Annotated in this window: 19 protein-coding genes; 2 read left to right on the forward strand and 17 right to left on the reverse strand. The window is 66.7% G+C overall.

The genetic code is table 11. The features are described from left to right. Positions 1–4: 4 nt before the first annotated feature. Positions 5–1,153: an HlyD family secretion protein gene (locus ACEN9G_RS05165; protein ID WP_413344515.1), complete on the forward strand. Its 1,149-nt coding sequence runs from the start codon at positions 5–7 to the stop codon at positions 1,151–1,153. Between the two features lie 32 nt (positions 1,154–1,185). Here the strand turns inward: ACEN9G_RS05165 and ACEN9G_RS05170 are convergent, their stop codons facing one another. The 9 genes from ACEN9G_RS05170 to ACEN9G_RS05210 form a co-directional block, all read right to left on the reverse strand. Continuing rightward, entirely contained in the window at positions 1,186–2,115 is a 930-nt protein-coding gene (locus tag ACEN9G_RS05170; RefSeq protein ID WP_483126452.1) for a 2-hydroxyacid dehydrogenase, read from the reverse strand. A 5-nt stretch (positions 2,116–2,120) separates the two neighbouring features. Beyond that, complete coding sequence (locus ACEN9G_RS05175) at positions 2,121–2,819, reverse strand: fumarylacetoacetate hydrolase family protein (protein ID WP_413344518.1); 699 nt, start codon at positions 2,817–2,819, stop codon at positions 2,121–2,123. Positions 2,820–2,917: 98 nt separating this feature from the next. Continuing rightward, on the reverse strand, positions 2,918–4,603 hold the full coding sequence (locus ACEN9G_RS05180; protein WP_483126453.1) for a methyl-accepting chemotaxis protein: 1,686 nt from the start codon (positions 4,601–4,603) through the stop codon (positions 2,918–2,920). Between the two features lie 154 nt (positions 4,604–4,757). Next, positions 4,758–5,699, reverse strand: coding sequence for a LysR family transcriptional regulator (locus ACEN9G_RS05185; protein ID WP_413337210.1), 942 nt, complete (start codon positions 5,697–5,699; stop codon positions 4,758–4,760). Positions 5,700–5,752: 53 nt separating this feature from the next. After that, the gene (locus tag ACEN9G_RS05190) at positions 5,753–6,706 is read right to left on the reverse strand and encodes a glycoside hydrolase family 43 protein (protein WP_413337209.1); all 954 of its coding nucleotides are present in this window, start codon (positions 6,704–6,706) and stop codon (positions 5,753–5,755) included. A gap of 97 nt (positions 6,707–6,803) precedes the next feature. Next, positions 6,804–7,787, reverse strand: a complete 984-nt coding sequence (gene yjfF, locus ACEN9G_RS05195; protein ID WP_413337208.1) for a galactofuranose ABC transporter, permease protein YjfF — start codon at positions 7,785–7,787, stop codon at positions 6,804–6,806. Continuing rightward, a complete protein-coding gene (locus tag ACEN9G_RS05200; RefSeq protein ID WP_413337207.1) occupies positions 7,784–8,818 on the reverse strand; it encodes an ABC transporter permease in 1,035 nt (344 codons plus the stop codon). The genes yjfF and ACEN9G_RS05200 overlap by 4 nt, the downstream gene beginning before the upstream one ends. Beyond that, positions 8,815–10,332 carry a sugar ABC transporter ATP-binding protein gene (locus tag ACEN9G_RS05205; protein ID WP_413337206.1) on the reverse strand — a complete coding sequence of 506 codons (1,518 nt, stop codon included), beginning with the start codon at positions 10,330–10,332 and terminating at the stop codon, positions 8,815–8,817. The genes ACEN9G_RS05200 and ACEN9G_RS05205 overlap by 4 nt, the downstream gene beginning before the upstream one ends. Before the next feature lie 11 nt (positions 10,333–10,343). Beyond that, positions 10,344–11,306 carry an ABC transporter substrate-binding protein gene (locus tag ACEN9G_RS05210; RefSeq protein ID WP_413337205.1) on the reverse strand — a complete coding sequence of 321 codons (963 nt, stop codon included), beginning with the start codon at positions 11,304–11,306 and terminating at the stop codon, positions 10,344–10,346. Between the two features lie 371 nt (positions 11,307–11,677). On the opposite strand from ACEN9G_RS05210, the gene rsgA reads away from it, so the two are divergent. Beyond that, positions 11,678–12,706, forward strand: a complete 1,029-nt coding sequence (gene rsgA / locus ACEN9G_RS05215; protein WP_413337204.1) for a ribosome small subunit-dependent GTPase A — start codon at positions 11,678–11,680, stop codon at positions 12,704–12,706. Between the two features lie 125 nt (positions 12,707–12,831). On the opposite strand, the gene ACEN9G_RS05220 is transcribed toward rsgA, so the two are convergent. The 8 genes from ACEN9G_RS05220 to ACEN9G_RS05255 all read right to left on the reverse strand — a co-directional run bounded on the left by ACEN9G_RS05220 (position 12,832) and on the right by ACEN9G_RS05255 (position 24,698). Next, complete coding sequence (locus tag ACEN9G_RS05220; RefSeq protein WP_413337203.1) at positions 12,832–15,183, reverse strand: beta-L-arabinofuranosidase domain-containing protein; 2,352 nt, start codon at positions 15,181–15,183, stop codon at positions 12,832–12,834. Beyond that, positions 15,180–16,196, reverse strand: coding sequence for an arabinan endo-1,5-alpha-L-arabinosidase (locus tag ACEN9G_RS05225; protein ID WP_413337202.1), 1,017 nt, complete (start codon positions 16,194–16,196; stop codon positions 15,180–15,182). The genes ACEN9G_RS05220 and ACEN9G_RS05225 overlap by 4 nt, the downstream gene beginning before the upstream one ends. 15 nt (positions 16,197–16,211) lie before the next feature. Next, entirely contained in the window at positions 16,212–17,753 is a 1,542-nt protein-coding gene (locus ACEN9G_RS05230) for a glycoside hydrolase family 43 protein (RefSeq protein ID WP_483126454.1), read from the reverse strand. A gap of 3 nt (positions 17,754–17,756) precedes the next feature. Next, positions 17,757–19,310 carry an alpha-N-arabinofuranosidase gene (locus ACEN9G_RS05235; RefSeq protein WP_413337200.1) on the reverse strand — a complete coding sequence of 518 codons (1,554 nt, stop codon included), beginning with the start codon at positions 19,308–19,310 and terminating at the stop codon, positions 17,757–17,759. A 170-nt stretch (positions 19,311–19,480) separates the two neighbouring features. Then, positions 19,481–20,248, reverse strand: coding sequence for an SDR family NAD(P)-dependent oxidoreductase (locus ACEN9G_RS05240; RefSeq protein ID WP_413337199.1), 768 nt, complete (start codon positions 20,246–20,248; stop codon positions 19,481–19,483). A gap of 64 nt (positions 20,249–20,312) precedes the next feature. Then, a complete protein-coding gene (locus ACEN9G_RS05245; RefSeq protein WP_413337198.1) occupies positions 20,313–21,893 on the reverse strand; it encodes an aldehyde dehydrogenase (NADP(+)) in 1,581 nt (526 codons plus the stop codon). Further along, complete coding sequence (gene araD1 / locus ACEN9G_RS05250) at positions 21,890–22,882, reverse strand: AraD1 family protein (protein ID WP_413337197.1); 993 nt, start codon at positions 22,880–22,882, stop codon at positions 21,890–21,892. Before araD1 ends, ACEN9G_RS05245 begins: the two co-directional genes overlap by 4 nt. A gap of 73 nt (positions 22,883–22,955) precedes the next feature. Beyond that, positions 22,956–24,698: an IlvD/Edd family dehydratase gene (locus ACEN9G_RS05255; protein WP_371765825.1), complete on the reverse strand. Its 1,743-nt coding sequence runs from the start codon at positions 24,696–24,698 to the stop codon at positions 22,956–22,958. Positions 24,699–24,771: the final 73 nt, after the last annotated feature.

Genomic DNA, 24,771 nt, shown 5'->3' on the forward strand with positions numbered 1-24,771 from the left:
AACCATGAGCACCCAAGCACCCACCAACAACAAGCGCCGCGTCGTCCTGGCCGGCATCACCGCCGCCTTCCTCGCCGCCGGCGCGGCCTATGCGGCCTATTACGCCCTGGTCCTGTCGAAGCGCGTCGAGACGGACAACGCCTACATCGGCGGCAACCTCGTGAACGTGTCGTCGCAGGTGACGGGAAGCGTCGTCGAGATCCGCGCCGACGAGACCCAGCTCGTGCAGGCGGGTACGGAGATCGTGCGCCTCGATCCATCCGATGCCGAGGTCGCGCTGGCCCAGGCCGAGGCGCGGCTGGGCACCGCCGTGCGCCAGCAGCGCGAGCGCTACACGAACGTGGCGCAGTACGAGGCCCTCGTCGACCAGCGCCGCGTGGAACTGAAGTCGAAGCAGGAAGACCTGGCACGGCGCGCGCCGCTGGCCGCGGACAACATCGTCTCCGGCGAAGACGTGGCGCACGCCCGCCGCGCCGTCGACGATGCGCAGGCGGCACTTGTCGTCGCGCAGAAGCAGCTGGCGGCCGCGCGCGTGACGGTGGCCGGCGTCTCCCCGGCCGAACACCCGAACGTGCTGGCCGCGAAGGCCGACTACCTGTCCGCGTGGCTCGCCGCGCGCCGCAACGCCATCGTCGCGCCGGTGTCGGGCTATGTCGCCAAACGCAGCGTGCAGGTGGGCAGCCGCATCGCACCGGGCGCGCCGCTGCTGTCGATCGTGCCCCTGGACCAGCTGTGGGTCGACGCCAACTTCAAGGAATCGGAACTGCGCGACATCCGCGTGGGCCAGGCGGCCACCATCGAGGCGGACATCTACGGCAGCAAGGTCGTCTACCACGGCAAGGTCGTGGGCCTCGGCGCGGGCACGGGGAGCGCGTTCTCGCTGCTGCCGGCGCAGAACGCGACGGGCAACTGGATCAAGGTCGTGCAGCGGGTGCCGGTGCGCATCTCGCTCGATCCGAAGGAACTCGCGGCGCATCCGCTGCGCGTGGGCCTGTCGGCCACGGTCGACGTGGACATCAGCCAGAAAGGCGGCAGCGCGCTGGGCACGGTGGCCGCACCGGCGCCCGCGTATGCGACCACCGTATTGAACCAGCCGTTGCAGCAGGCGCGGGCGGCGACGGATGCCATCGTCGCCAGGAATATGGCCAACTAACGGCCGCGTGGGCTCGGCGAGCCCACCAACCATCAGCCCGGTTCGACCGGCGTCAGCGCGCGCCCGCTGCGGAACCAGCTGCGCACGTTGTCGAGCATGAGCTGCGCCATCGCCGCGCGCGTCTCGTGCGTGGCGCTGCCCAGGTGCGGCGTCAGCAGCACGTTGTCCAGTGCGAAGAAGCGCGGGTCGATGTCCGGCTCGTTGTCGAACACGTCCAGCGCCGCGCCGGCAATGGTGCCCTCCTCCAGCGCCGCGAGCAATGCCGCCTCGTCGACGAGCGTGCCGCGCGCCACGTTCACGAGGTAGCCGTTCGGTCCGAGCGCGTGCAGCACGCGCGCATCGATCAGGTGCTGCGTCTCGGCCCCGCCGGGCGCCACGACGACGAGGATGTCGGAATCGCGCGCGAGCGCGGCCAGGTCGGGCTCGTAGCGCCACGCCAGCTGCTGGTCCGTGCGGCCGTGGTAGGCGAGCGCCACGCCGAACATCTCCAGCCGGCGCGCGATCTCCTTGCCGATACGCCCCATGCCGACGATCCCCACGTGCTTGCCCGCGAGGCTCGTCGCCAGCGGGAAGTTCGCGTTCGTCCAGGCGCCCGCGCGCACGTAGCGGTCGGCCTGCGGCAGGCGGCGCAGCAGCGCCAGCAGGGAGCCGATGCACAGCTCGGCCACGGCCGCGTTCAGTACGTCCGGCGTGTTGGCGACGACGATGCCCCGTTCGGCTGCAAGCGCGCGCGGAATCAGGTCGTAGCCGACGCCGCACGTGGCGATGATTTCCAGCGCCGGCAGGCGCCGCACCACGTGTTCCGGCACCTCCTGGTTGCTGCGCGTGAGGATGGCGCCGACCTCGCTCGCCAGGCCGGGCTCGCGCTCGAGATCCGCGAGGCCGACGCAGCGGAATTCGGCGTCGATCCGGGCCTGGATCTCGGGCGCGAAGCCGCCGATCTGCAGGACCGTCTTCCGCATTACTCTCATTCTGCCGCGCCGATCTCGAGTTCGAACGAAGTCACGCCGTCGACGCCGCCGCGCACCTTGTCGCCCGGGTTCAGCGCGTCCACGCCGGCCGGCGTGCCCGTGTAGATCAGGTCACCCGGCGCCAGCGCGACGAGGCGCGACAGGGCCGCGATCACGTCGGGGATCGGCCAGATCATTTCGTTCAGGTTGCCCTCCTGCTTCAGCTGGCCGTTCACTTCGAGCCAGATGCGCGCTTCTTGCGGGTGACCGGTGCGCGCGACGGGGATCAGCGGGCTGCACGGCGCGGAGGCGTCGAAGCCTTTCGCCATGTCCCACGGGCGGCCATCCTTCTTGGCGAGGGCCTGCAGGTCGCGCCGCGTCAGGTCCAGGCCCACGCCATAGCCCCACACGAGGTCCAGCGCCTGTTCCGGCGCGATGTTCGTGCCGCCGCCTTTCAGTGCGACGACCAGTTCGACTTCGTGATGCAGCTCGCGCGTGGACGACGGGTACGGCACGGTGCCGCTGGCCGGCACGACGGCGTCCGCCGGCTTGGTGAAGAAGAACGGCGGTTCGCGGTTCGGATCGGAACCCATCTCGCGCGCGTGGGCCGCGTAGTTGCGGCCCACGCAGAACACGCGCCGCAGCGGGAAAACCTGGTCGGAGCCGGCCACGGCGAGGGCCGGGACGGCGGGAGGCGTAATGACGAAGCCAGTCATGCGTATCCTTGTAAAGACAGTGTCGGCGCATCGGGCCCAAGGCCGGATGCACCGGACAGCCTATCACAATCGCAAGCTGGACGAAGAGGCAATAACGGTCAGAACGCTTCCCAGTCGCTCTCGGCGGACACCTTCGCGGCAGTGGCCTGCGGACGGGCCGGCGCCTTCGCAACCGGCTTGCTCAAGCGCGGTGCAGACGCGGGAGTCATCGCACGTGCCGGCGCTGCCGCCGGCGCGCCGCCGTCGAGCCGGAACACCGCCACGGCCTCCGCCAGGCGCGCGGCCTGGTCCTGCATCGCCTGCGACGCGGCGGCCGCCTGCTCGACGAGGGCCGCGTTCTGCTGGGTCACGTCGTCCATCTGCGTGATGGCCTGGTTGATCTGCTCGATGCCGGCGCTCTGCTCCTGGCTCGCGGCCGTGATCTCCGTGAGGATGTCGGCCACGCGGCGCACGCTGTCGACGATCTCGCCCATCGTGCTGCCCGCCTCGCGCACGAGCGAGCTGCCCGTGTCGACCTTGCCGGTGGAGTCGGCGATCAGCGTCTTGATCTCCCTGGCGGCGGCAGCCGAGCGCTGCGCCAGGTTGCGCACTTCGCCCGCCACGACGGCGAAGCCGCGGCCCTGCTCGCCGGCGCGCGCCGCTTCCACGGCCGCGTTCAGCGCGAGGATGTTGGTCTGGAACGCGATGCCGTCGATGACGCCGATGATGTCCACGATGCGGCTCGACGACGTGTGGATCTGCGCCATCGTGTCGACAACCTGCTCGATCACGTCACCGCCCTTGGCCGCGACCGTCGATGCCGTCGCGGCCAGCGTGTTGGCCTGGCGCGCGTTGTCGGCATTCTGCTTCACGGTCGACGTCAGTTCTTCCATCGACGACGCCGTCTCTTCCAGCGCGCTGGCCTGCTGCTCGGTGCGCGCCGACAGGTCGCGGTTGCCGGCCGCCACTTCGCCGGACGCGAGCGCGATGGCGTCGGTGCCGCCGCGCACGGTGCCGACGGTGGCCACCAGGTTCTCGTTCATGCGCTTCAGGGCGCCCAGCAGCTGGCCCACTTCGCAGGTGCTGTCGACGTCCACGCGCGACGTCAGGTCGCCGCCGGCGACGGCGGTCGCCACGTCCAGCGCACGGCGCAGCGGCCGCGTGATCGAGGCACTGATCCACCAGGCCAGCGCGCAGGCGAGCGCCAGCATGACGGCGCCCAGCACGATCATCAAGGTGCGCGTGTTCGTGTACATGGCCTGGGCTTCCCGGGCCGTGTCGTTGGCGAGGCCGGCCTGGACCTGGATCTGCTGGCCGATCACGGCCTTGTAGTCCGCCAGCACGGGGCGCAGCTTCGTCTTCAGGTAGGCGCGCGCGCCCGCGTCGTCGCCGCTCTCGATCAGGCGGATCAGGTCGACCTGCCCCTGCGTGTACTTCGCATTGAGTTCGACTTCCTGCGCCAGCAAGGTGCGGGACCTGGGAGCGCGCAGCAGGCCGTCGAGCTGCGCCAGCAGGCTGTCGAGGTCCTTGCGCATGGCGGTGATGCTGGCGACCTGCTTCGCGCGGTCGTCGGCGCTGTCGTCCAGCATCATGTTGCGCAGCGCGATGGCGATGTCGTTCACGTCGCTCAGCATGCGCGACGTCAGTTCCATGCGCGGCAGCCGCTTGTTGACGATCTCGTCGGTGCCGTCATTGACCCGGCCCAGCATGATCGTGCCCTGCCCGACCATGAAGACCAGCGCCACGCACAGGAAGCCGAAGCCCAGCGCGAGGCGCTTGCCAATTTTTAAATTTCGAATGTTCATCGTTCTCTCTTTCCGCACGGATGTCCCGTTTTGCTGGTTTCCCACATCCCAGAAATGTTACGGTACAGAAAGATTTGAGTCGATGTCGAGATGTTAAATCAGGGCAATATATTTAAATGATGAAGTTTGCACGCAACGTTTTGGTGCATTGGATTCAATAAATCTCTTTTGCGGCAGCCCGCACGGCACGCAACAGCAGGTCGGCACCCGGCGACAGCAGATGGTCCTGGTGGCGGATGATGCCGAACGCATCCATCTTGCACGGGATCTCGATGGGCAGGATGCGCATCACGTTCAGCGACGCATAGTATTGCGCCACCTCGATCGGCATCACGTGCAGCGAATCCGTCTGCTGCAGCAGCGCCGTGATCATCAGCATCGCCGTCGTGTCGACCACGTTCGCGGGCGGCACCAGGCCGGCGCGGCGGAACATCATGTCGAAGCGGTAGCGCAGGATACTGCCGTGCGGCGGCACGATCCACGGCAGCGGCGCGATGTCCTGCAAGGTGAGGTTCTTGCGCTCCAGCAGCGGATGGCCGGGGCGCACGACCGCGCAGGCCGGTTCCTCGGTCAGCTCTTCGTAGATCAGGCCGGAGGTGTCGCCGGTGTCGAAGATGCGGCCGATCATGAAGTCCAGCATGCCATGCTGCAGCTTGTCCAGCAGCAGGTTACTGGTTTCCAGCTGCACGCCGATGCGCAGCAGCGGCGCTTCTTCCTTGACGCGGGCGATGGCGCGCGGCAGGAGCGCCATCGCGGGCGTCATGATCACGCCAACCTCGGCCTGGCCCGTGAGGCCGGCCTTCAGCGTGACGATGTCGTCGTGCGCCAGCGCCAGGCTCGTCAGGGCCATGCGCGCGTGGCGGATCATCGTTTCGCCGTAGATCGTCGGCTCCATCCCGCGCGGGAGGCGTTCGAACAGCTTGACGTCCAGCATCTCCTCCAGATCCTTGATCTGCTTGGAGGCGGCCGGCTGCGTCATGTGCAGCTCGTCGGCCGCGCGGTGGATGTTGCGGTAGTCGTCCAGCGCGATCAAGAGTAGCAGTTGACGCGTCTTGAGGCGGGCCTTGAGAAACCAGTTCGGATTGGTCGTGTCCATCAGACAATCATATCATTATCGATATCGGTTCTGCGTAGTTTTACGCAGAACTTTTATCGCTTGCAGGCTGCCGACGGATTGGCGGCAGGACCTTGTACTGTCTGGGGCACGGGCAGGATCTTGCCGTCCGGACCATAGTGCAATTCCTCGACGGCGACCGAGCGGCGGAACTCGCCACCAGTCGGCAGCTTGCCGTTGTGATATGCGATGTAGGACTTGCCGTTGAAATCGAAGATCGCGTGGTGGATCGTGCCGACGTTCTCGTTCTTTTCCATGATCACGCCGCCGAAGGACCACGGCCCCGTAGCCGTCGGGCCCGTCATGTACACGGTCTCTTCCGGCCACTTGCGCGAGTACGACAGGTAGTATTTGCCGGCGTGCTTGTGCAGGTACGACGCTTCGGTGAACGCTTCCAGGCCCACCGTGTGGATCGGGCCGTCCAGCTCGATCATGTTCGGTTTCAGCTTCGCGTACTTCATGACGGTATTGCCCCAGTACAGATAGGCCTGGCCGTCGTCGTCGACGAAGACCCCCGGGTCGATGTCGTCCCAGCTGATCGGCGTTTCGTGCGTCATGTCGTTCGTGACCAGGGCCGTGCCGCGCGCGTCGACGAACGGGCCCGTCGGGCTGTCGGACACGGCCACGCCGATCGCCTTGCCCGGGACAGTCTTGTGCTCGACCGTCACGTACAGGTAGTACTTGCCGTTGCGCTTGGCGACGTCGGTGGCCCAGGCATCCTTGGCCGCCCATTTGAAAATGGAAAACGGCACGCCGGCCGGATGCTCGGTCCAGTTCTGCATGTCGCAGCTGGAGAACACCTTCCACTCGTTCATCAGGTAATCCTTGCCGCCGACGGGGGCTTCGTCGCGGCCCACGTACAGATAGACGCGGCCGTTGTCGACGAGGGCAGCGGGGTCCGCGGTGAAGATCTTGCTGGTGATGGGGTTGGCGGCACCGGCGAGTGCCGTCGTCGCGAGCAGCGTCGCGGCGATCAGTGGCTTGAGCATGTAGTCTCCAGTTTTTATGTTTATTCGGTGGGCAATAAGCCCACGTCGCCCCCGCCGCGGCGGGGGCGCAAGTTCAGCGCCGTGGCAACGTGACTTGTTATTGCTTGGCGCGGCCGCCCATCACCCTCTGCACGACGCAGAAGACGAACAGCAGCGCGCCGATGACGATCTTGGTCCACCACGAGCTGAGCGTGCCGTCGAAGGCGATCAGCGTCTGGATGGCACCCAGCACCAGCACGCCCGACAATGCGCCGGCGATGTAGCCGTAGCCGCCGGTGAGGAGCGTCCCGCCGATGACGACGGCGGCGATGGCATCGAGCTCCGTGCCCTGGCCGTGCAGGCCATAGCCGGACAGCATGTAGAAGGCGAACAGCACGCCGCCCAGCGCCGCGCAGAAGCCCGACAGCGCATACACGAGAACCTTGGTGCGGCCCACGTTCAGGCCCATCATCGCGGCCGATTGCTCGTTGCCGCCGACGGCGTACACGGCACGGCCGAACGCGGTGAAGTGCGCGAGCCAGATGGCGACCAGCAGCACGACCAGCGCGATGATGGCGCCCGGCGACAGGAAGCCGTCGAGGATGGGCACCTGCGTCTGCGACATCGCCGTGAACAGCGGGTCATCGATCGTGATCGACTCGACGCTGATCAGGTAGCACAGGCCGCGCGCCAGGAACATGCCGGCCAGGGTGACGATGAACGGCTGCAGCTTGAACAGGTGGATGATCGCGCCCATCGCGCCGCCGAAGCACGCGCCCAGCAGCAGCACGAGCGCGATGACGGCGGCCGGCGGCCAGTGGGCGTGCTGCAGCAGCCAGGCCGAGATCATCGTCGACAGCGCCAGCACGGAACCGACGGACAGGTCGATGCCGCCCGCCAGGATCACGAAGCCCATGCCCACCGCGATCACGAGCAGGAACGCGTTGTCGATCAGGAGATTGAAGATCACCTGCAGCGACAGGAAGCCCGGATAAACGGACCCGCCGATGCCCATCATCGCGACCAGCAGGATCACGGTGACGAGGGACGTGAACCACGGCGCACTGGTGACGCCGCGGGAACCGGTTGCGACCGCGCTCATGCGGACCTCCGCAGGATGTTCTTGAATTCGCTCGACTGCGAGATGCAGACGACGAAGACGACGATGGATTTGACGACCATGTTCACTTCGGGCGGCACGCCCAGCGAGTAGATCGTGTAGGTCAGGGTCTGGATGATCAGCGCGCCGATCATGCTGCCCACGAGGCTGAATTTGCCGCCGGCCAGCGACGTGCCGCCCAGCGTGACGGCGAGGATCGCGTCCAGCTCCAGCAGCAGGCCCGCGTTGTTCGCGTCCGCGCTCTTGATGTTCGACGTGATCAGCATGCCGGCCAGGCCCGCGCAGGCGCTGCAGAACACGTACACGAAGGTGATCAAGGTGGCCGTGCGCAGGCCCGCGAGACGCGCCGCCACCGGATTGATGCCGACCGCCTGGATGAACAGGCCGAGGGCCGTCTTCTTCACCAGCAGCAGCGTCACCGCGAACACCGCAGCGACGACGAACAGCGAGAACGGCAGGCCGGCGAGATAGCCGCTGCCCAGGAAGAAGAACGGCTCGTAGTACACGGTGACGATCTGGCCGTCCGTCAGCAGCTGCGCGAGGCCGCGGCCCGCCACCATCAGGATCAGCGTGGCGACGATCGGCTGCAGCTTGATGCCGGCGACGAGGACGCCGTTCCACAGGCCGCACAGCAGCGCGACACCCAGCGACGCCGCCAGTGCGAGCGCCATCGGCGTCGTGGGCTCGCTGCCGCCGATCAGCATCGCGGACACGGTGCCGGACAGGGCGACGACGGCGCCCACGGAGATGTCGATGCCGCGCGTGGCGATGACGAGGGTCATGCCGAGCGCCGCCAGCATCAGCGGCGCGGCGCGGTTGAGGATGTCGATGATCGCGCCGTACAGGTGGCCTTCCTTGACCTCGAGGTGGAAGAAGCCGGGCACGAGGAACGCGTCGACGAGCAGCAGCGCGACGAGCGCGCCCAGCGGCCGCACGAGCGGGTGCTGCAGCCAGGCGGTGCGCGATGCCCCTGCCTGCGCGGACGGTTTGACGGTAGCGCCGGTCGTGCTCATGCCGTCTCCCCTGCGATCACGTGCAGCACGGACGTCTCGTCCAGTTCACCGCGCCGGTATTCGCCGCACGCCTTGCGGTCACGCATGACGACCATGCGGTCGGACACGCGCAGCACTTCCGGCAGCTCGGACGAGATGAAGAGAATGGACATGCCCTTGCGGCACAGGTTACTGACGTAATCCATGATTTCCTGCTTGGCGCGCACGTCGATGCCGCGCGTCGGTTCGTCGAGGATCATCAGGCGCGGATCGGTCGCGAGCCAGCGCGCCAGCAAGACCTTCTGCTGGTTGCCGCCGGAGAGCGTGCCGATCGGCGTCTCGATGCTGGCCGTCTTGATGCCCAGCCACTTGACGTAGTCGGTCGCCAGCTGCTGCTGGCGCTTGAATGGAATGGCGCGGAAGATGCCTTGTCGCGCCTGCAGCGCGAGGATCAGGTTTTCGCGCACGGACAGCGCGAGGATCGCGCCTTCGTGCTTGCGGTCTTCCGAGCAGAAGCCGATGCCCTCGCGAATCGCGTCGCGCGGGTTCGAGAAGCTCACCTGCCTGCCGTCGATGTCGAAGCTGCCGGCATCAAGCTTGTCGGCGCCGAACAGCAATCGCGCCGTCTCCGTGCGGCCGGAGCCCAGCAGGCCGGCAAGGCCCAGCAATTCGCCGCGGCGGATTTCCAGGTCGACCGGCGACAGCACGCCCTTGCGCGCGATGCCGCGGGCGCGCAGGAAGACTTCGCCGTGTGCATTGGCTTCACCGGTGGCCGCCGTCTCGGTCGCGTGTTCCGCGTCGGCCGGCGCGCCGATCATCTTGTTGACGAGGGCAAGGCGCGACAGGTCCGCGCACGCGTACTCGCCTTCGCGCTCGCCGTTGCGCATCACGGTGATGCGGTCCGAGATCGCGTACGTCTGGTCGAGGAAGTGCGTGACGAACAGGATCGCCATGCCCTCTTCGCGCAGGCGGCGCAGCACCGAGAACAGCATCTGCACTTCCGCCTCGTCCAGGCTGGACGTGGGTTCGTCGAGGATCAGCACGCGCGATTCCGTGTTCAGCGCACGGGCGATGGCGACCATCTGCTGGATCGCGAGCGGGTAATCGGCGAGCGGCTTGCTGACGTCGACGTGGATCTCGAGGCGCGCGAGCAGCGCCATGGCCTGCGACCGCATCGAGCGCCAGTCGACCATGCCGAAGCGGCGCGGATAGCGGCCGATGAAGATGTTCTCCGCGACCGACAGGTTCGGGCACAGATTGACTTCCTGGTAGACGGTGCTGATGCCGAGGTTCTGCGCATCCTGCGTGGAGCGCGGCTGGATGGCCCGGCCCTCCAGCACGATGCTGCCAGCGTCCGGCTGGTAGACGCCGGTGAGGACCTTGATCAGCGTGGACTTGCCCGCGCCGTTCTGGCCCATCAGCGTGTGGACTTCGCCGGGGAACAGGCGCAGTCCGGCATCGGACAGCGCCTTCACACCCGGGAAGGCTTTATGGATGCCGGTGACTTCCAGCACCGGCTGCTTCGAATCGATCATGCCCCGCCCGATCAGTATTTGCGGTTCGGGAGTTCCTTCGCCGCCACCTCAGCCGGGAACACGCCCTCGTTGACGACGATGCGTTTCGGGACCGGCTTGCCGGCCACGACGTCCTGCGCCGTCTGGATCAGCGTCGGACCGAGCAGCGGATTGCACTCGACCGTCACATTCAGTTTGCCGGCCTTCATGGCTTCGAACGCGCCTTTCACGCCGTCGATCGAGATGATGATGATGTCCTTGCCCGGCTTCAGGCCCGCTTCCTCGATGGCCTGGATGGCGCCGATGGCCATGTCGTCATTGTGCGCGTACAGCACGTTGATCTTCTTGCCTTCCGACTTCAGGAAGGCTTCCATGACTTCCTTGCCCTTGGCGCGGGTGAAGTCGGCGGTCTGCGAGCGGATGACCTTCAGCTTCGGATTCGTGCCGATGACTTCCGCAAAACCGTTCTTGCGGTCGATCGCCGGCGCGGCACCGGTCGTGCCCTGCAGCTCGACGATGTTCAGCGGCTTGTCGCCATTCTTCTTGGCGTAGTCCAGCAGCCAGCGGCCGGCGCGGCGGCCCTCTTCCACGAAGTCGGAACCGATGAAGCTGACGAACAGCGACGGATCGGTGACCTTGACGGCGCGGTCGGTCAGGATCACGGGGATTTTGGCGTTCTTCGCTTCGCGCAGCACGGTCTCCCAGCCGGTTTCCACGACCGGCGAGAACGCGATCACGTCGACGCGCTGGGCGATGAACGAGCGGATGGCCTTGACCTGGTTCTGCTGCTGCTGCTGGGCGTCGGCGAATTTCAGGTTGACGCCGGCCTTCTTGGCGGCGTCCTTGATCGAGGCGGTATTCGCAGTGCGCCATTCGCTTTCGGCGCCGACCTGCGAGAAGCCGATCGTGAGGGGTTTGGCGGCGAAAGCCGGGATGGCGGCGGCGCACGCGATGGCGGCAGCGGCGCCCAGGAGGGTTCTGCGGGTGATGATCATCACTTAGTCTCCGGAATTGTTGTGCACGGATACTATGACAGAACTGACATATCTATCCAATCATTTTTTTGACGGTAGACATATCCATTTCGGCATCAATACAAATGTCGGTTGCATGGCCGGGCCGCCGCGCTATACTTGCCTTTTCATTCACTGACGAGGAGCGCCCCATGAACCAGCCGGATATTGCCCTCCCGTCGGCCGCCTGACCGCCTTTCTTCGCCGATCACCGTCGTCGCTCATCGTCGTTGCGAATGGGCGCGCCAGCCGCGCCGACCTTCCCTGACCAAATCCATCGTTGCCGCCGCATCGTATTGCGTGCGGCAGCGTGCCCGCGCGTCCGCGCGCTTCGCAACAGGAACACAACGACCATGATCGACTTCGATATCGCGGCACTGCGCCGTATCGGACTCACCAACTCCATCGCCGCACGCCTCGCCCCGCACGACCGCGGACTACCCGCGCGCGTGGCGAGCGTGCACCGCACCGCCCTCATCCTGCACGACGGCCAGCGTGAATTCCCCGCCCGCCCGCATCCATCCCTCGACGCGCCGCTTGCCGTCGGCGACTGGGTACTGTTCGACCTTAACGAGCAAAACGAAGCGTGGGTCCACACACTCGTCGACCCGCTGAATCAGCTGGCACGGCGCGACGCCCACGGCACGCGCCAGCGGCTGGCGGCCAACGTCGACACGGCCCTCCTGGTGATGGGCCTCGACGGCGATTTCAATCTGCGCCGGCTGGAGCGCTACCTGATGGTGGCCAGATCCTGTGACGTGGCGCCCGTGATCGTGCTGACGAAGGGCGATCTCGTGCCCGACGCGGACACGAAAGCGGCGCAAGTGGACGCGCGCCTGCCGGCGGCGGTGCCGGTGGTGCGCGTGCATCCGCAGGAAGCCGGCGCCGCAGACGCGCTGGCACCATGGACCGGAGAAGGCCAGACGCTCGTCCTGCTCGGCACGTCCGGCGTGGGCAAGTCGACGCTCACGAACACCCTGACCGGCGCGCAGCAGCAGACGGGCGGCGTGCGCAAGGGCGACGACCGCGGCCGCCACACGACGACGTCACGCTCGCTGCACCTGTGCGCGGGCGGCGCCTGCGTGATCGACACGCCGGGCCTGCGCAGCTGGCAGCCGGACGCCGACGAGGACGACGTCAACGCGGCGTTCGACGACATCGAGACGCTGGCGGCGCACTGCCGTTTCCATGACTGCACGCACGTGGAGGAGCCGGGATGCGCGGTGCGCGGCGTCGTGGATGCGGACCGGCTGCGCAACTACCACAAGCTGTTGCGCGAGGTGCGGCATGCGGCGGCGACGCCGCTGGATCGCATCGCGGAGCGGGCGCGGTGGAAGGTGTTGAACAAGATGGTGAGGGCGCGGGCGCAGGCTAAACGTTAACGTCTGAAACGTCGTCCCCGCGCAGGCGGGGACCCAATTTGCACGCGTTATCGCGACGCGTGCAGAGCTTGGATTCCCGCCTGCGCGGGAATGACGGTTTTTAGCTCAACGTAGTGCTTTTTGAGTCAGCGCATCAATCGCAGCCCGTACAACCCACCCGCCATCGAGCCTTCCTTCGCGACGAACTTGACTTCGAGCTTGCCGTTCGCGCCCTGCACCAGCGCGGGCGGCAGCGCGAAGTCGCGCGTGTAGAACTCCTGGTCCTCGCCGGCCGCCAGTTCCACTTCGGCGATGCGCTGGCCGTCGACGACGATGTCGAACCTGCGGCCCGCGTCCCCGCGCGCGAACGTGAGGCGCAGCGCCTTCGCTTCGTGCTTGGGATCGTTCAACTGGTAGCTGAACCACTTCGTCGCATGGCGCCAGTGGCGGCCGTTGTTCAGGCCCGCGTCGGCACCCTCGCCCTTGAAGCCGTGGTCCGATTCCGGCTGCTGCTCGCCCGGCGCCACCTGGTCGATGGTCTGGGCGTCCAGCGCGAGGCGCTCCGCTTCGTTCGCAGCATTCTCTTCCTTCATGCGGGCGAATTCGGCCGGGGTGCTCTGCTGCCAGTAGATCATGTAGCGCGAGTCGTGCAGGCGAAAGAACGGGATGAATTCCGTCGACGACCCCGCCCCGCCCTGCACGACGCCGGGCGCCGTGAACGTCAGCGGCTTGCCTTTTACCGGCTTGAAGCGCCGGGTGAAATCCTTGCTGTCCGAGACGAAGGTCGGCGCCGCCTCCAGCGGGCACACCTGGCCGGACGGGCTGTGGCCCATGCGCGAATCGTCCGCGAGGAAGTTCAGGTGCTCGGTCGGGAACGGATTCGTCTTCGCGGCCAGCACGATGGGGCCGTACAGCACCGCGTAGTAATTCGACTTGTCCGGCATCTGCTCGAGCCGCATCGTCATCGGCAGGCTCACGTCGACGCGGTCGCCCTTCTTCCACGTGCGCTCGATACTGACGTAGCTGCCCGGCTGCGCATTCACCTTCACGGCCTTGCCGTTCACCTTCACGCCCAGCTTGCCCGGCGCGACCCAGGCCGGATAGCGGATCTTCAGCGCGAACCTGGCATCGCCGTCGACAGTCATGCGCGTGCTGGCCTGGTCGGGGAAGTTGTTCGCCTGCGTGACCTTGACGTTCTTCTCGCGCCAGTCGAGCGTCGACGGGATGAACAGGTTCACGAACAACGCATCGCCCTCATGGGCATAGATGAATTCGCCGTACTTCGCGTGGCTCTCGATGCCGGAGCCCACGCAGCACCACATCGCCTGGTCCACCTGCGAGTACACGCGGTAGTGGTTCGGGCGCATCGGCGTGAAGTAGACGAAGCCGCCCGTGCCAGGACGTTCGGACGCGAGGATGTGGTTGTACAGCGCACGCTCGTAGTAGTCGGCGTACGCTGCCTTGTCCGAGGTCTCGAACAGCATCTCCGTCAGCTTCAGCATGTTGTACGTGTTGCAGGTCTCCGGCCCCTCGACCTCGTTGATCATGGGGCTGAAGTCCTTGTCGTCATGGAAGTGCTCCCTGACGCTGTTGCCGCCGATGGCCACCGTGCGGTGGTCGACGACGGTCTGCCAGAAGAACGCGGCGGCATCCGCCATGTCCTTGCGGCCCGTGAGGTCGCCGATGCGCTTGAAGCCGATGACTTTCGGGATCTGCGTGTTCGCGTGCAGGCCCGTCAGCTTGTCCTCGTGCTTCTCCAGCGGCTGCAGGATGGCCTGGTGCGAGAACCTCAGCGCCAGGTCCATGTAGCGCTGGTCCCCCGTCATCTGGGCGACGTCGGCGAGCACCTCGTTCATGCCGCCGTGTTCGGCCTTCAGCATCTGCTGCATCTGCTCGTCCGTCAGGCGGCTCGTCAGGCGCAGGGCCCAGTCGGCCATGGCGATCAACATCGCCTTCGCATCCTCGTTGCCGGCATAGCGGTACGCGTCGCGCAGGCCCGCGTAGACCTTGTGCAGGTTGTACCACGGAACCCACTTGCCGTTGACGGAGAAGTTGTCCGCATGGAGCTTGCCCGCGGCGACATCGCGCCACGCGGCGCGGCCACCGGGCACGCCGCCGACATAGCCGTCGCCGTTGGCCGTCTGCGCGCGCTTCAGCTCCGCGACGAAGTAGTCGAGGCGCTTCTTGACTTCGGCATCGCCGGTCGACGCATACATCAATGCCAGCGCCGACAGGTAGTGCCCGCCCATGTGGCCGTCCAGTCCCGACGATTCCCAGTTGCCGTAGCTGGGCTGCTTCGGCGTGAGCCCCGCTTCGCGCAGGAATGGCGCCAGCAGGCGGTCCGGCTCCATCGCCATCAGGTAGTTCAGGTCCGTCGCCTGGGCGTCGAGGAAGGGGCTGGGCCCCAGGCGCACGGCCTGCAGCGGGAACAGGTCGGCGGCCTGGGCGCACGTCGCGCCCAGGGTGAACAATAGCGCGGCGATGCGTGTCAGCTTCATTTCAGTTCTTCGCTCACATACTTGTTGAGGTCTTTGGGATCGACCGTGGGCCAACCGTCCTTGTCCCAGCGGATGTCCATCACTTTCAGCTTCTGCTTGTACTTGTCGGCCGTCTCGTAGGCGTGCAGCACGAGGTAGTCCTTGCCGTCGAACGTGTAGGCGCTGTTGTGGCCGAGCCCCTGCCAGTCCTTGTCGCCCTTGACGACGAGCGAGCCGCCGCCTTTCGCCATATCCTTGCCCTGGCGGTCGAGGTACGGTCCCTTCACGTCCTGCGCGCGGCCCACGACGACGTGGTACGTGCTCTTCGGCCCCCGGCAGCACAGGCCCCACGAGACGAACAGGTAGTAATAACCGTTCTTCCTGAAGATGAACGGTCCTTCGATCTCGGCCGGCGCCGCGTCCTCGTCCGGCGTGAACGCGGGACGCTCGCGGCGCGCGATCGTGTGCCATTCCTGCGGTTCGGCGAGCTTCGTCCAGCTGTCGTCCAGCTTCACGAGCTTGATGCCGCCCCAGAACGAGCCGAAGCTCATCCAGCCCTGGCCCTTGTCGTCCTCGACGACGTTCGGGTCGATGGCGTTCCACAGGTCGCGGCCCGGCACCGACTGCACCATCATGCCCTGGTCTTCCCAGCGGTAGTTCGGCGCGCGCGGGTCGAGCGTGGCATTGGTCGTGACGCCGATGCCCGACGTGTTCTTGCCGAAGCCGGACACCGAGTAGTACAGCAGCCAGCGGCCGTTGTGCTGGTGGATGTCCGGCGCCCAGATATGGTCGTTGAACGTGGGCGCGGCGCGCTTCGCCCACGTGGGCTCGCCCGCGAACACGCGGCCTTCCGGCTTCCAGTGCAGCATGTCGGACGACGAATAGAACGTGATCCCGGGGCCCGTGCTGTACAGGTAGTAGGTGCTGCCGTCCCTGGCCATCACGGGGTCGTGCACGCCGACCTGCGACGCCTGCGCCATCCACGCCGCGGCCAGCGCCACCGCGCCGACGCCGAGTACCACTGCTTTACGCATGCCTGCTCCTTTCGATTACGGGCCCGTGCGGATGCCCCACAGCGACACGCCGGTCTTCGACTGCGCCGTGAAGGTCACGGCAAACGCGTTCGCGTTCGGGTTCCACTGGCGCGACAGCACGCCGCTGTACGTGACGCCGTCGATCACGATGGCCACGTTGTTGTTGCCCTTGTGCGTCCACGTGCCGCTCGCGCCGCCCGTCACCGTGCCGGCGGCGTCGAGCCGGATCGCGACGGACGGCTTCACGGTGGCCGAGATGTCCTTGCCGTGGTTGACCATCTTGTATGCGCCCGCGGTGTCCGCGCCGGTGACGGTCGGTGCGATCGGCGTCGCGCTCTTCGCCAGCGGCACGTAGCGCAGCGGCGCCGCCACCGGCCAGCCGTCCTCGTTGATGAACATTTCGTGCACGCGCACTTCGTGATACTCGCCCTGGCCCGGGAAGCGGGTGTGGAAGATCAGGAAGTACTGGTTCGTCGCCGCTTCGTAGCGGGCCGAATTGTGGCCGGGCGACACGTAGCCGAGCGGCGTGCCGGATTCTCCGGCCGCCAGCGCGAACTGGTGGCTGCCCACGAGCTTCTGGCCGAACGGCGCGATGCTCGCGTCGTCGAACAGGGGTTTCGTCGGATCCGACTTCACCTCGGCCATGTCCTTGCCGGAGGCGTCCAGGTACGGGCCGTCCGGGCTCGTCGCACGTGCCACGCGCAGGTTGTAGCCGCCGGCCGCATCCAGTCCGCCGAACGACGTGAACAGGTAGTAGTACTTCGTGGCCGGACTGTACATCACGTATGCGCCTTCGATGCGCGCGTGGTTGCCGCCCATGAGGTGCTTGCCGTAGCCCTGCCCGGCGACGGGCAGGCCGGTGGCCGGGTCCATCGCCATGATGAAGATGCCGCCGGAGTAGGAGCCGTAGATCATCCACGGCTTGCCGGCCGCGTCGCGGAACACGTTCGGGTCGACGACGTTCGGATGCTTCAGCGCGTCGTACACCGTGCCGTCCGGGCTCGCCTCGCCCCACATGCCGGATTTCAGGAACACCTGCTTGTTGACGTACGGGCCATCGACCTTGTCGGCCACGGCCACGCCCAGCGCCGAGCGGGGCGAATCGCCCTTGCACGCGTCGTAGTACATGTAGAACTTGCCGTCGTCCAGCTGGATGACGTCGGGCGCCCACAGGTCCGTCACCTGGGCCCACGCGAACGTATCGGCCAGCGCCGCCGTTACTTTCGTGAACAGCGGGTTGGCGTCGTTGACGCCGTCGGCGATCTTCGTCCAGTTCATCAGGTCCGTCGTCTTCGCGGCCGCGAGGTGCGAGCCGAACGCGTACCACGTGTCGCCGACCTTGATGACGGCCGGGTCGTGCACGGACACGTTGGCGAACGTGATCGCCGCCTGGGTCGGGGTATCGGGCGTCGTCGCCGGCGCAGGCGCGGCCGGCGTCGCGGCGACGGGCGTGCTGACCGCCGCAGTGCCGCCGCCGCCGCCCCCGCCGCAACCGGCGAGGACGAATGCGGCCGCGACCGCGGCAGCCAGCGCACGCGGAGTGAATGCGTGCGCCATGCGTCAGCCTTCCACGGCCACCACCAGCACCGACTTGGCCGGCACCTTGATCGTCAGCTTGCCGCCGCTGGCGTTGGCGCTGAACGGCACGGGCTTCACGGCGTCCTTGCGCTCGAAGGTGTTGTGGGCGTCCATCGCATCGGCCGTCAGCAGCTGGCCGCGCACGGCGCCGACGTTCTGGCCGGCGACGTTCAGGACGACGTCGGTGGCGTCATGCGGGTTCGTGTTGACGAGGGCGACGTAGGTCTTGCCGTCCTTGGCCTTCGCGGCCGACGCGCTGATGCCCGGCACGCCCTGGCCGTTCGAGCCGTAGGTCGTGTTGTTCGACAGCGACACCGGCAGCGACGTCGCGCCCTGGAACGGCACGTACATCTTGAAGGCGTAGTACGTCGGCGTCAGCAGCATCTTCTCGTTGTCGGTGATGATCATGGCCTGCAGCACGTTGACCATCTGCGCGATGTTCGTCATGCGTACGCGGTCGGCGTGGGCATGGAAGATGTTGAAGTTGAGCGCGGCCACGACGGCGTCGCGGATCGTATTACGCTGGAACAGGAAGCCCGGGTTGGTGCCCTTCTCGACGTCGTACCAGGTGCCCCACTCGTCCACGTCGAAGCCGATCTTCTTCTCCGGGTCGTTCTTGTCGAGGATCGCGACGTTCTTGCGGATGAAGTCATCCATGCGCAGCGTCTGCGACATCGTCGAGAACCATTCCGATTCCGGGAAGCCGGTGGCGGCGCCCTTCACTTCCCATTTACCGGTCGGCAGCGTGTAGTAGTGGAAGCTGATGCCGTCCGTGCGGCCCTTCAGGTCGCGCGACAGGACGTCGGTCCATGCCGTGTCGTCGCCGGTGCCGCCGCTGGCGATCATCTTCGGACGCAGGTGCTGCGGCGCCTTCAGGAAGGTATTCCATTGGCGGTACAGGTCGGCGTAGTACTCGGGACGCATGTTGCCGCCGCAGCCCCACGACTCGTTGCCGATCGCGAAATAGGCGACCTTGAACGGCGCCGGGTGGCCGTTCTTCGCGCGCAGTTCGGCCAGCGTCGACTTGCCTTCCGACGTCATGTATTCGATCCACTCGGCCGCTTCCTGCGGGGTACCGGTGCCCAGGTTGCCGTTGACGTAGGCGTCCGCGCCCAGCATCTCGACGAGGTCGAAGAATTCATGCGTACCGACCGCATTGTTTTCCGGGACGCCGCCCCAGTTCGTGTTGACCTTCACCGGACGCTTGTTGCGCGGGCCGATGCCTTCGCGCCAGTGGTATTCGTCGGCGAAGCAGCCGCCCGGCCAGCGGACCAGCGGCACGTGCATGTCCTTCAGCGCGCCCACGACGTCGTTGCGCCACCCTTTGGTGTTCGGGATCTTCGAATCCGGGCCAACCCACAGGCCGCCGTAGATGCCGGTGCCGAGGTGCTCGGCGAACTGGCCGTAGACGTCCTTGTCGATCACCGCGCCCGGCTTGGACGCGTCGACGGTGACGTTCACCTGGGCGAACGCGGCGCCGGCGCAGAATGCGGCGGCAAGGCCGAGGGCGAGGACTTTGGGTTGGAATGCCTTCATGTGGTCTCCGTTTGTTTTGGTCGTTAAGGTGATTGCATTAACAGCCGTCATTCCCGCGGAAGCGGGAATCCATAGGACACGTGCCGGAGAGTCCCAGTATGGATTCCCGCGTGCGCGGGAATGACGGTCTTGAAGGTAGCGGCGGGATCGGAAATGCGACGGTATATCCGTCACACCCACCCGGCATCGACGATGAATTCCTGCCCCGTGCACATCTTGCTGTCGTCGGCGGACAGGAACAGCACCATCGCGGCGATATCCTCGGGCATCAGCTTGCCCGGCAGGCATTGCGAGCGGGCGATCTCGGCCTCGCCCGCCTCGTCCAGCCACAGGTCGATCTGGCGCTGGGTCATCACCCAGCCCGGCGTCACGGTGTTGACGCGGATGTTGAATTGTCCGAGGTCGCGCGCGAGGCAGCGCGTCAGGCCGATCACGGATGCCTTCGTGGTCGCATAAATCGGGTAGTTCGGGTTCTTGGCGTGCCACGACATCGAACTGAAGTTGATGACGGAGCCGCCGCCGCGGCGCTTCATGCCTTCCAGCGCCGCCTGCACGGTGAAGAACATCGGACGCTGGTTGATGGCGATGCGCTCGTCCCAGTACTCGACCGACACCTCGCCGATCTGGTGGCGCTGGTCGTTGGCGGCGTTGTTGACGATGACGTCGAAGTCGCCCAGCTTGGCGGCCATCTCGGCCATCACGGCCTGCAGGCTCGGGATGTCGGTGATGTCGCAGTAACGGTAGATCGGCGCCTTGTGGCCCGCCGCAGCGAGTCGCGCCACCAGCGCCTCGCTGGCGTCGCGCATGATGTCGACGAAGCCGACCAGCGCGCCCTGCTCCACCAGCGCGGCGACGATCGCTTCACCGATCCCGCTGCCGCCGCCCGTCACGAATACCCGTTTGCCTTCGAGGCTACCGTACTTGGCTAAAGTACCCATCGTCGTCTCCTAAATCTTATTGTAAGCGGCGCCAGGATACCCCCGGCGCCGCCATCTTTCGTACTTATTCCTTGCCCAGCGCGCCGTCGCGGCGGCGCCAGATGCCGCGCGGGTTCTCGTCGCGCAGCACCGCCGGCAGCAGTGCCTGCGGCAGGTTCTGGTACGCCACGGGGCGCAGGAAGCGGAAGATCGCGCCCGTGCCCACCGAGGTGCTGCGGCCGTCGGCCGTGGCCGGGAACGGACCGCCGTGCACCATCGCATGCGCCACTTCCACGCCGGTGCCGAAGCCGTTGGCCAGGATGCGGCCGACCTTGCGCTCCAGCGTCGGCAGCAGGACCCGCGCCGCCGCGATGTCGCCCTCTTCCAGGTGGATCGCGGCCGTCAGCTGGCCTTCCAGGTGCTCGACGATGGCGCGCATCTGCTCGACGTCCTTGCACACGACCAGCAGCGAGGCCGGGCCGAACACTTCTTCGTGCAGCTCCTTGCGGGCCAGGAAGGCGTCGCCTTCCACGCGGAACAGCGCGGCGTGGCCCTGGTTCTCCTCGTGCTCCAGGCGCAGCAGCGTGGTCACCGCTTCGTTGCTGGCCAACGCGCCCACGCCGCGGCGGAAGCTCGACGCGATACCGGCCGACAGCATCGTGGCGGGCTGCGTGTCGTTCAGCGCGGCCGTCGCCGATGCGCAGAACGTGGACAGGCCCGGACCGTCGATCGCCAGCACGAGGCCAGGGTTGGTGCAGAACTGGCCGACGCCCAGCGTGAGCGACGCGGCGAATTCGCGGCCGATGCGCTCGGCGTGCTGTTCCAGCGCCTGCGGCAGCAGGAACACCGGGTTGATGCTGCTCATCTCGGCGTAGACCGGGATCGGCTGCTGGCGGCCGGCTGCGACGGCCATCAGTGCGGTGCCGCCCGAACGCGAACCGGTGAAGCCGACGGCCTGGATGGCCGGATGCGCGACGAGCGCCTGGCCGATGCCGTTGCCCGTGCCGGTCAGCAGCGCGAACGTGCCGGCCGGCAGGCCGCACAGTTCGACGGCTTTCACGACGGCGCGCGCCACCAGTTCCGACGTGCCCGGGTGGGCCGAGTGGGCCTTCAGCACGACCGGGCAGCCGGCCGCGAAGGCCGATGCCGTGTCGCCGCCGGCGACGGAGAACGCGAGCGGGAAGTTCGATGCGGCAAACACGGCGACGGGACCGACGCCGATCAGGCGGCTGCGCAGGTCGGGACGCGGCGGCGTGCGCTGCGGCAGGGCCGGGTCGATGCGCGGATCCTGCCACGAACCTTCGCGCAGCAGGCTGGCGAACAGTTTCAGCTGGGTGCAGGTGCGGCCACGCTCGCCTTCGATGCGGCCGCGCGGCAGGCCGGTTTCCGCCATCGCGCGCTCGACCAGGGCATCGCCCAGGGCCATGATCTGCTCGGCGACCGTGTCGAGGAACGCGGCACGCTCTTCGTCGGTCGTGTTGCGGAAGATGTCGAACGCCTTGCCGGCCAGGCCGCAGGCCTGGTCGATCTGGGCGATGTCGACCATGTTGAATGCGGGTTCGATATGCGTGCGCGCGCCCGGGTTCCAGGCTTTGAACGAGCCGCCGGCGCCGCGCTGGGCGACGCCGCCGATGAGGGCTTCGCCCGTGATCTGTGCGATGGTCATAAGGTCTTTACTTTCGCGAATTGGGTGGACTGGACGGCGAGCTTGTTGCGCAGCGCAGGGCCGAATTGCGGCGACTCGACTTCGAACGTCTCGCCGGCCTGCACGCTGATATTGTCGGCGAAGCTCAGGGTCGCGGTGCCGAAGAAGTGGATGTGCACGTCGCCCGGGCGGTTGAACAGGCCGTACTTGAAGTGATGGTATTCCAGGTTGCCGATGGTGTGCGACATGTTCTGCTCACCCGACACGAACGCTTTTTCCCAGCGCACGGAACCGTCGGCGGCGCGGATGCGCGACACGCCTTCGACGTGGGCCGGCAGTTCGCCGACCAGCAGCGCCGGGCCGACGCCGCAGTTGCGCAGCTTCGAGTGCGCGAGGTACAGGTAGTTCTGGCGTTCCGTCACGTGGTCCGAGAACTCGTTGCCGATCGCGAAACCGACGCGGTACGGCTGGCCGTCGTCGCCGATCACGTACAGGCCGGCGATCTCCGGCTCTTCGCCGCCGTCCAGAGAGAAGTCCGGCATTTCCATGTCCTGGCCGCTGGCGCGCACGATCGAGCCGTCGCCTTTGTAGAACCATTCCGGCTGCACGCCGGCCTTGCCCGCTTCCGGCTTGCCGCCTTCGACGCCCATGCGGAACATCTTCATGGAGTCCGACAGCGACTCGACGTCGCCGCCGATCTTCTTGTGCATGGCGTCGCGCGCGTCGGCGCTGCCCAGGTGCGTCAGGCCCGTGCCGGTGACGTAGGTGTGCGCGGCGTCCGGGTGGTCGATCGGGGCCAGCACGCGGCCTGCCTGCGCGATCGCTTCATAGGATTCTTTGTCGCCGGTGGCGGATGCGTCGGCCAGCGCGGCGAGCGACTTGCCTTGCGCGATCGCGGCCTTGGCGAGTTCCAGCGTGGTGGCGTAGCCGGTGATGGCGGTGACGGCGTCGCCGTTCAGGATGCCGACGCGGCGGTCGCCGGTGGCGGATTTGTATTGGATGAGCAGCATGGTGGAATCCGTTCGTTCAGAATGAACAGGACGCGGGAACGGCCAAACCGTTCACGCGTCCAACGTCGATCAATCAATGGGAATGCTTGGGCACGGCCGAACCGCGGCAGCCGACGAGGAAGTCGAAGTCGCAGCCCTCGTCCGCCTGCAGCACGTGATCCAGGTACAGGCCCGCGTAACCGGTGCGCGGCGCTTCCTTCTGGTTCTCGGCGCGGTCGGCGAGACGGGTCTTGATCTCGTCTTCCGGCACGTCCAGGTGCAGGCGGCCGGCCTTGCAATCGAGTTCGATGAAGTCGCCGTCCTTGACGATGCCCAGCGGACCGCCGGCCATCGCTTCCGGCGCCACGTGCAGCACGACGGTGCCGTAGGCGGTGCCGCTCATGCGCGCGTCGGAGATGCGGACCATGTCGGTGATGCCCTTCGCCAGCAGCTTCGGCGGCAGCCCCATGTTGCCCACTTCGGCCATGCCCGGGTAACCCTTCGGACCGCAGTTCTTCATCACGAGGATCGAGTTCTCGTCGACGTCCAGGTCCGGATCGACGATGCGCGCCTTGTAGTGATCGAAGTCCTCGAACACGACGGCCTTGCCGCGGTGCTTCATCAGGTGCGGCGAGGCGGCCGACGGTTTCAGCACGGCGCCGCGCGGGGCCAGGTTGCCGCGCAGGATGCAGATGCCGCCGTCGTCGATCAGCGGGTTGTCGATCTTGCGGATCACTTCGTCGTTGTAGATCGGCGCGTCCTGGACGTTTTCCCAGATCGTCTTGCCGTTCACGGTCAGCGCGTCCTTGTGCGGCAGCAGGTTGCTTTCGCCCAGGCGGCGCAGCACGCCCGGCAGGCCGCCGGCGTAATAGAACTCTTCCATCAGGAAGCGGCCGGACGGCTGCAGGTCGACGATGGTCGGGGTGCCCTTGCCGACGGCGGTCCAGTCTTCCAGTTCCAGCGGCACGCCCATGCGGCCGGCGATGGCTTTCAGGTGGATCACGGCGTTGGTCGAGCCGCCGATCGCGGCGTTCGTGCGGATCGCGTTCTCGAAGTTCTCGCGCTTGAGGATCTTCGACAGCTTGAGGTCTTCGTTGACCATCTCGACGATGCGCATGCCCGACATGTGCGCCAGCACGTAGCGGCGCGCGTCGACGGCGGGGATCGCGGCATTGTGCGGCAGCGAGACGCCGAGCGATTCGGCCATGCAGGCCATCGTCGACGCGGTGCCCATCGTGTTGCAGGTGCCGGCCGAGCGCGCATGGCCGGCTTCGGCGGCGAGGAAGTCGTGCATCGAGATCTGGCCGCCCTTGGCCTGCTCGTGCAGTTTCCAGACGGCGGTGCCGGAGCCGATGTCCTGTCCGTTCAGCTTACCGTTCAGCATCGGGCCGCCGGTGACGACGATGGCCGGAATGTCGACGCTCGCGGCGCCCATCAGCAGGGCCGGCGTGGTCTTGTCGCAGCCGACCAGGAGGACGACGCCGTCCATCGGGTTGCCGCGAATGGATTCTTCGACGTCCATGCTGGCCAGGTTACGGGTCAGCATGGCGGTCGGGCGCAGGTTCGACTCGCCGTTCGAGAAGACGGGGAATTCGACCGGGAAGCCGCCCGCCTCCAGGATGCCGCGCTTGACGTGCTCGGCCAGCTTGCGGAAATGGGCGTTGCAGGGCGTGAGTTCGGACCAGGTGTTACAGATGCCGATGATCGGCTTGCCCTGGAATTCATGATCGGGGATACCCTGGTTCTTCATCCAGCTCCGGTACATGAAGCCGTTCTTGTCCTGGGTACCGAACCACGCTGCTGAACGCAGGGTGGGCTTCTTTTTTGTCTCGGACATTCTTCCTCCGTCGTTTTTGTAATCTGAGCGACCCTTGTCGTCGTCCAGCTCAGCGATGAAGGAAGTCTAAAGG

It is taken from the genome of Massilia sp. Masssp94 (genome assembly GCF_059491305.1).

Coding starts and splice junctions, on each gene's coding strand:
- ACEN9G_RS05220 (WP_413337203.1), bottom strand. CDS start 15,183: ATGAAGCTGACACGCATCGCCGCGCTATTGTTCACCCTGGGCGCGACG.
- ACEN9G_RS05165 (WP_413344515.1), top strand. CDS start 5: ATGAGCACCCAAGCACCCACCAACAACAAGCGCCGCGTCGTCCTGGCC.
- ACEN9G_RS05200 (WP_413337207.1), bottom strand. CDS start 8,818: ATGAGCACGACCGGCGCTACCGTCAAACCGTCCGCGCAGGCAGGGGCA.
- ACEN9G_RS05230 (WP_483126454.1), bottom strand. CDS start 17,753: ATGGCGCACGCATTCACTCCGCGTGCGCTGGCTGCCGCGGTCGCGGCC.
- ACEN9G_RS05225 (WP_413337202.1), bottom strand. CDS start 16,196: ATGCGTAAAGCAGTGGTACTCGGCGTCGGCGCGGTGGCGCTGGCCGCG.
- ACEN9G_RS05185 (WP_413337210.1), bottom strand. CDS start 5,699: ATGGACACGACCAATCCGAACTGGTTTCTCAAGGCCCGCCTCAAGACG.
- ACEN9G_RS05210 (WP_413337205.1), bottom strand. CDS start 11,306: ATGATCATCACCCGCAGAACCCTCCTGGGCGCCGCTGCCGCCATCGCG.
- ACEN9G_RS05205 (WP_413337206.1), bottom strand. CDS start 10,332: ATGATCGATTCGAAGCAGCCGGTGCTGGAAGTCACCGGCATCCATAAA.
- yjfF (WP_413337208.1), bottom strand. CDS start 7,787: ATGAGCGCGGTCGCAACCGGTTCCCGCGGCGTCACCAGTGCGCCGTGG.
- araD1 (WP_413337197.1), bottom strand. CDS start 22,882: ATGCTGCTCATCCAATACAAATCCGCCACCGGCGACCGCCGCGTCGGC.
- ACEN9G_RS05245 (WP_413337198.1), bottom strand. CDS start 21,893: ATGACCATCGCACAGATCACGGGCGAAGCCCTCATCGGCGGCGTCGCC.
- ACEN9G_RS05235 (WP_413337200.1), bottom strand. CDS start 19,310: ATGAAGGCATTCCAACCCAAAGTCCTCGCCCTCGGCCTTGCCGCCGCA.
- ACEN9G_RS05240 (WP_413337199.1), bottom strand. CDS start 20,248: ATGGGTACTTTAGCCAAGTACGGTAGCCTCGAAGGCAAACGGGTATTC.
- ACEN9G_RS05180 (WP_483126453.1), bottom strand. CDS start 4,603: ATGAACATTCGAAATTTAAAAATTGGCAAGCGCCTCGCGCTGGGCTTC.
- ACEN9G_RS05175 (WP_413344518.1), bottom strand. CDS start 2,819: ATGACTGGCTTCGTCATTACGCCTCCCGCCGTCCCGGCCCTCGCCGTG.
- rsgA (WP_413337204.1), top strand. CDS start 11,678: ATGATCGACTTCGATATCGCGGCACTGCGCCGTATCGGACTCACCAAC.
- ACEN9G_RS05170 (WP_483126452.1), bottom strand. CDS start 2,115: ATGCGGAAGACGGTCCTGCAGATCGGCGGCTTCGCGCCCGAGATCCAG.
- ACEN9G_RS05190 (WP_413337209.1), bottom strand. CDS start 6,706: ATGCTCAAGCCACTGATCGCCGCGACGCTGCTCGCGACGACGGCACTC.
- ACEN9G_RS05255 (WP_371765825.1), bottom strand. CDS start 24,698: ATGTCCGAGACAAAAAAGAAGCCCACCCTGCGTTCAGCAGCGTGGTTC.